Genomic DNA, 10817 nt, shown 5'->3' on the forward strand with positions numbered 1-10817 from the left:
CGTTCTGCTCTACTCTTGATCTGTTAAGGTGATAAACGGAATTCTGCTTTTCCGTTCACAGTGTAGGGTGACAATGAAATATTTTCATTATTTAAACTGAGTGATACAGCCGATGCATCATCCAGACGAATCTGGAATGGCGCTTCACCATTCAGCTGCAAGCTCGATGCCTGACGGCCAGTTGCCAGAACATTACCCGCCGAGTCGACAATATGCACCGAAGTCGGACGGTTAAAATCAAGTTTCAGCTGATCACCGGAAAGTGCGGCACCTGTATCCAGATTCAGAATCTCGACATTAGAAGCGCCTACTCCAGAGACTTCACTGCTATTTTGTGAATTACTACTTGACCAGTTCTGAATCATGGCAAACAGTGCACCCAAAATCAGCAGTAATACCAGCGTAATAAAAATGCGCTTTAACCACTTACGATTGCGGTCCCGCTTAGACCCTGGCAATTTCCCCATAATTTTAATAGGAGAATTGTTCAGGGCATGGTTCGGCAGCAGCCCGGTATCATTGGTATAAATTTCATCAAAACGCTGAATAATACTAGACGCATCTACACCCAGAAATTTGGCATAAGTCCGGTAATAACCTTTGATAAAGGTTGCTTCAGGTAAAGACTTATATTCGTCCTGTTCCAGTGCAGTCAGGGTTTTGACCGGGATGTTCAGCTCTTTCGCTACATCTTCCAGATTGCGCTGCTGATTGATACGAATCTGGCGCAAGTACTCGCCCGGACGTTGAATATTTCCTAACGCATTTGGAGCTACGCTCGAATGATTCGATGGTGAATTAGGATTTACTTCCATACGGCCTCAGTACTGTACTGTAATTGCAAATAACGTTGGTATTCCTGGCTTTCAGGAAAAAGTGCACGTAACTGGTTGACCAATACCTGCATACCCAACTGATCACCCCCGGCACGCGCAGTGCGAATGCCGACCCAGAGCGCACGGGCACCCTGATTTTTCTGTCCCACACCACGCACAAACTGTTGATACATTTGTGTCGCCGCCGGGAACTGCTGGTTCAAATAAAATATTTCTGCCAACTCTAACATTGAAATATAAGAATCGCGATTGGCTTGCAGCGCCTGTTTGAATGTTTTTTCAGCATTTGCTGTATCACCCAGTTTCAGGTAAATCCGCCCCATATTTTCCAATGCACGGAATCGCTGATCATAACCCAACGTGGCACCAGCAATTTGAAACTGCTCGATCGCATCATTATAGCGTTCAAGCTGATATAAATAAGTGCCGTAATTATTTCGCGCCTGTGCATTTTTCGGATCTGCCGAAATCGCACGCTTGAAATAATGATCTGCTTTTTCGAGATTAAGCTTGCTACCTTCCTGCTGCAATAGCACGCCCATCATCATATTCGCTTGAGAATCACGCGGACTGCTTTCAAGTGCCTGATCCAGCGCACGTTTAGCTGCATCCAGGTCACCTGTTCTCAAATATTCTACCGCCAATTGGGTACGGACTTTGGTGGCCTTTTCAGGGTCTTTCTGACCCAGATCTGGCGTCTGACACGCGACTAAAACCAAAGACACACATACTGTTGAAATCAAAGCAAACTTAGATGTTAGATTTCTCAACTGGCGACCTCTTATTATCCTTGTGAGCGCATGATCTCATTCGATTGCGCAATTTTCTTTTTCCACTGTTCCGCACGACGGGTACGGTCAGCAACTTGTCCGACTAACTGTCCGCACGCGGCATCAATGTCATCACCGCGTGTCTGACGAATCGTACACACAAAACCGGCATCAGACAAAGTTTTTTGGAAAGAAATAATCCGGTTGCGGCTTGAGCGGCCATATGGCGCATGCGGGAACGGATTAAAAGGAATCAAATTAATCTTGCTTGGCAAATTCTTCAACAGCTTAATCATTTGCTGGGCATGTTCAGGATGGTCATTCACGCCATCTAACATCACATATTCAATGGTTACATGCTTACGTGAACTTTCGTTACCATCTTTGGCAATATAACGCTGACATGCTGCAATCAGCTGCTCAAGCGGATATTTTTTATTGATCGGCACCAGCTCATTACGCAGTTCATCATTTGGCGCATGCAATGAAATAGCCAGCGCCACGTCAATATCTTTGACCATCTGATCGATTTTCGGCACAACACCAGAAGTCGATAAAGTCACACGACGTTTTGACATGCCGTATGCAAAGTCATCCAGCATAATACGCATTGAATTCAATACTGCATCGTAGTTGAGCAATGGCTCGCCCATGCCCATCATCACCACGTTCGTGACTGAACGTTCACGCTCAAGTACAGGCACATCTTCCATATAGGAATAGTTCGCCATCCAGAGCTGACCGATAATTTCGGCTTGAGTCAAATCACGCTGGAAACCCTGTTTACCGGTTGAGCAGAATGAACAGTCCAGTGCACAGCCCACTTGTGAAGAAATACACAAAGTGCGACGTAAACCACTGCGATGTTCAGCAGGAATCAATACGGTTTCGACGAGGGAACCTTCACCGTCGCCAACACGGAATACCCATTTACGGGTACCATCTTTAGAATAGTTTTTATGCACCACTTCAGGCGCTTTAATTTCACAAATCTTTTCCAGTTTTTCACGCAGTTTGCCGGAAATATTGGTCATTTCAGCAAAATCAGTCACAAAGAACTGATGAATCCATTTCATCACCTGCCCGGCACGAAACTTCTTCTCACCCATGTCCTCAAAGAATTTTTCCATTTGCGGACGTGACATGCCAAGTAAATTCACTTTCTCGACAGTATTTGCCTGTGCTGGAGCGGATGGAGTGTGTTGCTGTGGCTCAGAAACTGCTGATACAGCGACTGCTTCAGTACTCATGTGTATTACCTAAACCATGTCTAAAGATGAAAGGAGAAGCTCAATATGTGAGCAAAGAATTATTCAGAGAATAAAAAAACCAGATAAGTATAATAACACTTATCTGGCTTGAATACTGCGAATTAACGAGTACGTGGAGCAATCTCAGTTTGAGCGAAGAAGTAGTTAACTTCACGATCAGCAGATGCTACAGAGTCAGAACCGTGAGCAGCGTTTTCATCGATGCTTACAGCGAAATCTGCACGGATAGTACCAGGAGCAGCTTCTTTAGGATTCGTCGCACCAAGGATGTCACGGTGAGCAAGAACAGCGTTTTCGCCTTCAAGAACTGAAACAACAACTGGACCAGAAGTCATGAATGCAACTAGGTCAGCAAAGAAACCACGTTCTTTGTGTTCAGCATAGAAGCCTTCAGCTTCAGCTTGAGTCAAATGTTTCATTTTAGTTGCAACAATTTGAAGACCAGCTTTCTCGAAACGAGCAAAGATGTCGCCGATGTGGTTTTTAGCAACTGCGTCTGGTTTAACGATAGATAAAGTACGTTCGATAGCCATGATAGGCTCCTTAAGTCAATTGTTGACATGAAAATTTGGCGCATTATACCGAGATAATGCGCATTTTTCTGCTTTTCATCTGTAAAAAAATGCTTTTTTAAGATGAGGGCTTAGCGTGCCTCATCAATCCATGCCATTTGAATGGCTTCAAGCAGACCTTCAGTCGACTTGGTTGGATCATCTTCAAATTCAGGCAAAGCACATACCCAGGCATGTAAATCAGTAAAACGAATCCACTGCGGGTCCACATCTGGATGCGCTTCGTAGAGTTCAATCGCGATATCGAGAGTGTCAGTCCAACGTAAACCCATCTCTATTTCTCACCATAATTGCTTCAATGCTGTACTTTAACAAATCTGTGAAAATCTGCGAGCCTTTGCCCCGGCTTTCACTTATTTTTACAGCATAATATTCAGATAAGGCGCAGTCAGGACAATGGCAATTGCCATCATGCCACCCAGAATTGCGCCAACCGCCACATCACTTGGATAATGTAATCCCAACACCATTCGGGACACTGCGACCAGAATCGTAAAAGGCAACATCAGCATGAGTAATAAAGGTGCGACATAACCTAAAACGGTGGTTGCCATGACGGCATGCAAGGTATGTCCCGAAGGAAAACTGAAATGATCCAGTGGATGCTCACCCAAACGGATCACCTGATGCACCTGATAAGGACGTGGCCGTACGGTTTTGATTTTAAGCACCTTGTAAATAATGGTACCAATAGTGCTTCCCAAAATCAGATAAACAATCTGCACGGTATAGATCAAGCCTTGCATGATCCAAACCAATATCAGCATGAAATACCAAAATGCACCATTTCCTAAGCGGCTAATCATTTTAAAAAAAGTGGCAATACGGACTGAATGCGAAAAATGATTCAGATAAACACAGCCTTTCAAATCGATTTCTAAAAATTTAATCTTTACATTCTGGAGTTTCACACTGGTGCTCCTTTCTTGTTTTATATCCTGTATTCCTGTTGCTGTACCAGTGAATACAGTGCCTGTTCAAATTGCCGGACTGGATATTGCCAGCCTACTTTTTCGGCTTTTTTACGTGCTTGCGCGCCCATCTGCTGTAATCTTTGCAGATCAGGCAGTCCGAGCATATGCTGGATCAAACCCTGTTGATGTCCAAGTCTGCTCAACCATCCCGTTTCACCATGCTGCACATGCAAGTTTGCACAAGCATAATCATAAGCAATCACTGGCAAGCCACTGGCCATCGCTTCCAATACCACATTTCCAAAGGTTTCAACCTGACTGGCAAAACAAAACACATCAGCACTGGCATACGCCGCTGACAGTTTTTCTCCTGTCAAGCTACCGGTAAAAACAATACTACCATCCTGATTCAGTTGTTGAAGTCGAGTGCGATCCGGCCCATCTCCAACCACTACCAAACGTATATCTTGCTGACGAACTTGGCGCAGCACAAAATAGGTTTTGATCAGCACGTCAATTTCCTTTTCAGGAGAAAGCCGTCCGACATACAACATCACCCGGGTCTCGTTTGAAACTCCCCAAGCATAGCGCAAATCTGGTGATCGCCACTTTGGTGAAAATGTATCTGGATCGACGCCTCTGCCCACAACTGCCAAGGGACAAGTTACACCAAACTGATTTAAGGCTTGAGCCGTGCTTCGACTCGGGACACAGGTCAAATCAGTATTATTATGAAACCACTTTAAATAGCCTTGAATTGGCTTCAGTAAAAAAGCCAAATCAAAAAACCGACTAAATTCCTGAAATGATGAATGGAAACCGCTAGAGACTGGAATTTTATGGAATTTTGCAAGCTGCTGAGCTACCAAACCCAAAGGGCCTTCGGTCACAATGTGAATAATATCGGGTGTAAAAGTTTCAACAGCTTGATGGATTTTTAAAAATTGCGGTCTACCAAACTGCAAATTGCTATATTTAGGAATGCAATGCGCTTTAACCAGACATTCACTATGCGGTTTAAAATCGTTACAGGCTTGTCGTTGTTCTGGACGTATTAATAAAATCTTATGCCCCTGTTTTTGTAATCCTTTACAAAGTTGCAATAAAGCATGGGCAACACCATTGATTTCAGGAGGCCAAGTTTCGGTAACGATGGCAATTTTTAAACGGGACCGTGTCAGATCTTCTAGGACTATTTTGTCATGAATGGCCTGTTTACGTTGTTCTTTTAAATCAAACTGGATTTTATGAATAACAGGTCGTTGCTCTAATAATTCTGAGATGGAAATTTGTTGCATCTCGCACCTATTCGCTTATATTTTTCACCCAGTATAGAAAGATCTCATGACTATTTGATGAATTAAAATAACTAAAAAAATCCAAAAATAAACTTCTAAATGATTATTTATATTAAAAAAACAAGTGAATACCAATTATTCCTCACACTAAAAAGATATTCACTTTAAGCAGATCTTCATTTAATTCCCTCAAAGTTTCTGCATATTTGCTTTACTGCACTGATCCCAGATTGGTTTAAAGTCTTTCAGGTCATTTCCTCATTTCTATGAATTAAAAATTAATATCGACAGAAATCCGATCACGATAAGTTCCAGCTGGAACCCCATTAAAAGGATTCTCTTCGAGTTGAACCGAAACGACATATTTCTGTCTCTGTGAAGCTCCCTGATTCACTCTGACTCCCCATAACCCATTATTTGCACCACTCAAATTTAATTTAGTGCGCAATTTATTAGGACCGTTAGATACATAACTTATCCCATTAGAACTCACCAGGTTCTGACTATTAAATAAAATTGAATAGCCAGTATCACATGAAATATTAAATGAAGTGGCAGCCTGACTACGCTGATAGCTAGCTAGACGTAATTCTGGAGTGGTAAAACCATCAATCGAGCAATATTGGGCCATGGCTACTTCACTCATACTGAGTGCGGTAATAAATAAAAAGAGCTTTTTCATTTTTCTACTCCTACTTACATAGAGTTTCCAGAATTTGCTTGTCTGAATTCTGGAATTGGTTTTCATTCAGAATGAATTGAGCCTGGCACTGCTGTCCTCTCTTAGTCTTCACTTTGAGGGTGTAAGTACCTGCTTTAAATAGATATAGGTAAACAATACCTTGACTATCAACAAAAGAAGTTTCTGTACTGAGACCATCTACAAGAACCTCAGAGCCTATAACTAAATTATTTTGTTGTGCATCTTTAATTCTTAGCGCAATACGTTTGGTTTTATAGATAGGAAAATTCAGCTTATATCCACGTTGATCCAGACCAATCATTTTTTTAGAAGAGTGTTCAAAAGTTTCTTCCATCGCTAACTGGTTATGGTCAAAAGAAATATCGTAATGGATATAAGGGATGATGTTATGTATAAACATATAGCCTTGATTATTGGTGCTTCCAGCTAGACTCGCTGAGCGATAGATATCAAGATTTGGATGTTGGTCCACCTCAACCAAAGCAAAAGCATTATCAGCATATTTAGTGAATGCCATTTTACCCCCCAACCAGACCAAGGCACCCTCAAACATAGCCTGTGAATTACGACGATCCTCATACTCATCATGAGAAAGTTGTAAATTACCAATACTGGTTTTCCATAAACCATAAGCATTGTAATTCACTTCTTCTTCAGTGCGATTAACCCCCAAAACATAATCAAAACCATTCTGAGTCATCGTTCTATGACTAAAACTTAAACCCGTTTTATTATCCTCAGTATCGTGATTTAAATAAATTTGACCCTTTTCTTCCCAATCGTAAGATAAGGCGATATTGAAACCATGATCCCCATCATTCCCAAAATCTTTATAAAAGCCAAAATTTGTATATAATTTTTTTGTTAAGCTTTTTGAAGCTCGAATATCAAAAATTTTCTGAGTATCATTACTAAAACCATTTTGATCATAATAAGATTGATAAATATAACTAAGATTTAATCCATCAATGAATCTCAAATTGGAAAAATTAAAATATAGAATATTTGAGGCTTCAATATTAGAGTCATATACATCACCACTTAAATATTGATATTCCTGAGTAAAATATCGACTACTTAAACCAAAGGACCAGTTTCTAAAATCCCGACTTAGAGCTATCGAAGCCGCATATCCTTGTTCATCATTCACTTCTGTCTGGCTAACTGAAAATGCACTATCCATAAGCAAGTATTTACTTATTCCTTGGGTCCATAAAAAATCAAAATTGCTGACATCTTTACTATATAAAAAATCTCCTCCCAAGGTCATTGAAGAAGTTACACCTCGCCGATAAAACAATTTTGTAAAAAACTCCCGATAATCATCATCGACATAATCATAGTTATATCTTAATTTACCCAATGAAATATTATATTCATTCAATTTTGGTTTTAATAATCGATTATTAATATAAACGGGAAAACTCTGGACGGTCCTATTCCCTAAAATATCTTCTACAACAATTTGCGCATCACCCGCCTGATTCAGCATTGCTCCAGCAGGAAGATTATAATTACCGGGGGTCACAGAATCCCGATATAAACGTACCCCATTAATATATAGATCAATTGTTGAGGGTACGCTTGCACTTCCATTTAAAGTCGGCGCATTCCAGTAAACAAAGTCTGGACGATTGGTATAGTTGGTACCAAAGCTTAGCCCCCCAAACCGAAAAGAATTATTTAAACTGCTATAAGGACTTGTCGTATCTCCCAAGGTAAGTCTTGAAAAGATTTTTGGAAATTCAACATCGAGCGTCGTATTGACACGTAAAAATCCTTCTTCAATATCTTCAGGTTCATTACGATATAAAAAAGCATTTTTTAATAACCAATAATCTTTAAATATCCCAATTTCTGAAAATGTATTAAATTCTTGTTCTTCATCATCTTTATTATAAAATAAGCTATAATTAACAAACCCTCCAAAATTCGCTTTCTCGGGATTTTCTACCTCTAATTCATAATGAGTATCTTCAAAATAATTGACTGGAAAATTAATTTTAATGGCTTGTAAACTATAGTCATCTTCAACTGTTACACCTGGTTGATTCAATAAACAGAATTCTTTCTTGACCAAGTGACGGGGGATCCTTTCAATGTGAATTCCGATTCTGGATAAAGCCTCACACTCAATATATCTCTGCCCTCCATCAGAAAAATGAATTGCTTCAGTTTTATAATCTAAGCCATTTACCCATATATTTACGATGAACATTTCTAAATTGTCTTTCTGCACCGTCTGTTGAACATTTTCAGCATTTACATTTGTTAGCCCCATCCCACACGCGATCATTAGAAGAATTTTAGTGACCTTCATAGCATCATCCTTTTACTATTTATTCTTTTTATAAGCATCTTCTAGGCTTTTACAGGAAATTCCAAATATCCCTCATGATCCTCTACTTTTATTTTTAATTTCAAATCTCCATTTTCTTTTAATTCCCCAAGTTCAAATTTAATTTTATTTCCACTCAAAATATATTGAACAAAATCTTTTTTCATGAGTTGATTGTTTTTACTATCCACTACTATTACTTCAGTAATTTTTGCATGAGATTTAGATAAATTATTTACATTTAGATAAGCCAGTTCATTAATTTTTTGCAGATCTATACTTAATTGTGGTGTAACCTGTTTTCCAGCAAAAAAAGGTAGTGAGAAATTAAACAAAAAATTAATCGAAGAATTATCATCAACTGGTGTTACTTCTTTAAAAATGATCCTCCATGATTGCTGTTGCTCTAAATTTAATGGGGGTTGGCTAAACCCGATACGGACAACTTGTTTACTTTCAGGTTTTAGCTCAAATGTTTTTGGATTAAACAATAAAGTATTATCCTCCAATAGAACATCTTCACCTTTTTCATTTTGCTGCCATTTAAATGCACTAATTTCATATATTTTTGAAGTACTTAATCCTGTACTTTCAATATTAACAGTTGTACTTTTCTGTCTTTTAAAATCTTGAATATAGAGTTGGATAGGACTGAATTTTATTCCCGCTGATAAAGAAAAGCTAAACAAAAACAATATAGAAAATCCTATAATTTTTTTAATCATATTTCACTCCCAAACCTAAATATAATTATTATTAATCATAAAAATATTAAAATAGGAGATGTAGTACATCTCCTACTTATTCAAAATGTTATATAAAAAATTTCTTATTATTAGAATCGAACTTCTACGTTATACACACCACGATAAGTACCAGCATCAGCTGCTTCAACCGCACTACCAGCTACTGTAGCTGCCACATCCCAACGATGAGCTTGCCCTTTGGTACTTGACTGAGTGCCATAATAAGTTTTTCCACCACGTGTAGTAGTTACAACTACAGGTACAGAGTTCTCACCATTGCGCAAAGTATTTAGTGGGTTAATATTTAATCGATAAGGGGCATTTGTGCTGACATTAAAGAAGCCTGCATCGCTCCAATTACCTCCCGTGGTTTGTGCAAGTGTTAATCGAGGTGTCTCAACATCTAAATCACAATGTCTTGGAACTTCCAAAACAATGTCAATTTTTCCGTCACATTTGTCTCCACATCCATGTTTGCCTGGTTTATGAGGTTTATTTGGACCCTGTTGTGGAGGACCACCTCTGTTTGCTTCTGCTGCGTAGAGAGCTGTTGAACTAAAACCAAAACCCAGTACGAGTGCTGCCAATGTGGCTTGAGTCATTTTTTTCATATTTTTCTCCATTTCTTTTTTTAAAAGAATATATTTTTCTTTTATTTTTAACGCTTATATCCCAACTCTTAGAATTTAGAGCTATTTTTCTAAGCGCAGACTCATATTAGTGCGATTATTTTAATTAGCGTACAAAGCTTTAATATTCACGATATAGTCGCCTATATTTTTATAAAATCATCTATCTATATATTTATTTGTTTTATAAGCACTTAGACTTATATATAAATTATTACAAATACGATCCATTTAAAATTATAAGCATTTCATACTTTCACCACACTTCATCTAATAGATAAAAATACCCACAAGATATTGATATAATTATTTTTTCAAACCACTCAATTTAAATTGGAAATAAATCTTACAAATGCTTACAATTTCCAGATACTACCCTTTAAAAAAATTATTTTTTTTATTTTTTATTGTTATTTTTACAGCATCATAAAAGTTTAATATTTTTCATCTAGATAAATAATTACAATAAAACAACACAAAGCATATATTAAATCTAGAGTATAAAAATGTGACAAAGTAAATAATTAATTTTACAATATTATTAAGTTTTAATTACTATTAATTTAATTAATCAATAATTTTACTATTTAAAAATTTAATTTCAGAATTAATATTCTAATAAATATTTTTTGATTGAACTTAAGATAAAAACTAGAGAAAAATATTAGACCTCTTTCATAAATCATTTTTTGCTCAGTTCCAAGTTGTAGATTCCAGCGATTAAATTGAATCTCAAACCA

At 38.2% G+C, this 10817-nt stretch carries 11 protein-coding genes; all 11 read right to left on the reverse strand.

Features of this window, described 5'->3' with window-relative positions; genetic code table 11:
- Positions 1-23: 23 nt before the first annotated feature.
- The 11 genes from PV763_RS14395 to PV763_RS14445 all read right to left on the reverse strand — a co-directional run bounded on the left by PV763_RS14395 (position 24) and on the right by PV763_RS14445 (position 10059).
- Entirely contained in the window at positions 24-815 is a 792-nt protein-coding gene (locus tag PV763_RS14395) for a helix-turn-helix domain-containing protein (RefSeq protein WP_004647463.1), read from the reverse strand.
- Complete coding sequence (pilW, locus tag PV763_RS14400; RefSeq protein ID WP_420938096.1) at positions 806-1606, reverse strand: type IV pilus biogenesis/stability protein PilW; 801 nt, start codon at positions 1604-1606, stop codon at positions 806-808. Before pilW ends, PV763_RS14395 begins: the two co-directional genes overlap by 10 nt.
- 14 nt (positions 1607-1620) lie before the next feature.
- Complete coding sequence (gene rlmN / locus PV763_RS14405; RefSeq protein WP_004278358.1) at positions 1621-2856, reverse strand: 23S rRNA (adenine(2503)-C(2))-methyltransferase RlmN; 1236 nt, start codon at positions 2854-2856, stop codon at positions 1621-1623.
- Positions 2857-2978: 122 nt separating this feature from the next.
- On the reverse strand, positions 2979-3410 hold the full coding sequence (gene ndk / locus PV763_RS14410; RefSeq protein WP_004647460.1) for a nucleoside-diphosphate kinase: 432 nt from the start codon (positions 3408-3410) through the stop codon (positions 2979-2981).
- Between the two features lie 110 nt (positions 3411-3520).
- Positions 3521-3721 (reverse strand): Fe-S cluster assembly protein IscX, encoded by a 201-nt coding sequence (gene iscX / locus PV763_RS14415; RefSeq protein ID WP_004278360.1) that lies wholly within the window; start codon positions 3719-3721, stop codon positions 3521-3523.
- 87 nt (positions 3722-3808) lie between these two features.
- Positions 3809-4360, reverse strand: a complete 552-nt coding sequence (locus PV763_RS14420) for a phosphatase PAP2 family protein (protein ID WP_278357269.1) — start codon at positions 4358-4360, stop codon at positions 3809-3811.
- A 20-nt stretch (positions 4361-4380) separates the two neighbouring features.
- Positions 4381-5661 carry a glycosyltransferase family 4 protein gene (locus tag PV763_RS14425; protein ID WP_420938097.1) on the reverse strand — a complete coding sequence of 427 codons (1281 nt, stop codon included), beginning with the start codon at positions 5659-5661 and terminating at the stop codon, positions 4381-4383.
- A 271-nt stretch (positions 5662-5932) separates the two neighbouring features.
- Positions 5933-6343 carry a hypothetical protein gene (locus PV763_RS14430; protein WP_312585985.1) on the reverse strand — a complete coding sequence of 137 codons (411 nt, stop codon included), beginning with the start codon at positions 6341-6343 and terminating at the stop codon, positions 5933-5935.
- A gap of 10 nt (positions 6344-6353) precedes the next feature.
- The gene (locus PV763_RS14435; RefSeq protein WP_420938098.1) at positions 6354-8684 is read right to left on the reverse strand and encodes a fimbria/pilus outer membrane usher protein; all 2331 of its coding nucleotides are present in this window, start codon (positions 8682-8684) and stop codon (positions 6354-6356) included.
- Between the two features lie 41 nt (positions 8685-8725).
- Positions 8726-9427, reverse strand: a complete 702-nt coding sequence (locus PV763_RS14440; protein WP_420938099.1) for a molecular chaperone — start codon at positions 9425-9427, stop codon at positions 8726-8728.
- 110 nt (positions 9428-9537) lie between these two features.
- On the reverse strand, positions 9538-10059 hold the full coding sequence (locus tag PV763_RS14445) for a hypothetical protein (protein WP_312585980.1): 522 nt from the start codon (positions 10057-10059) through the stop codon (positions 9538-9540).
- Between the last annotated feature and the right edge of the window lie 758 nt (positions 10060-10817).

The organism is Acinetobacter sp. AS5 (genome assembly GCF_048957595.1).
Classification (GTDB): domain Bacteria; phylum Pseudomonadota; class Gammaproteobacteria; order Pseudomonadales; family Moraxellaceae; genus Acinetobacter.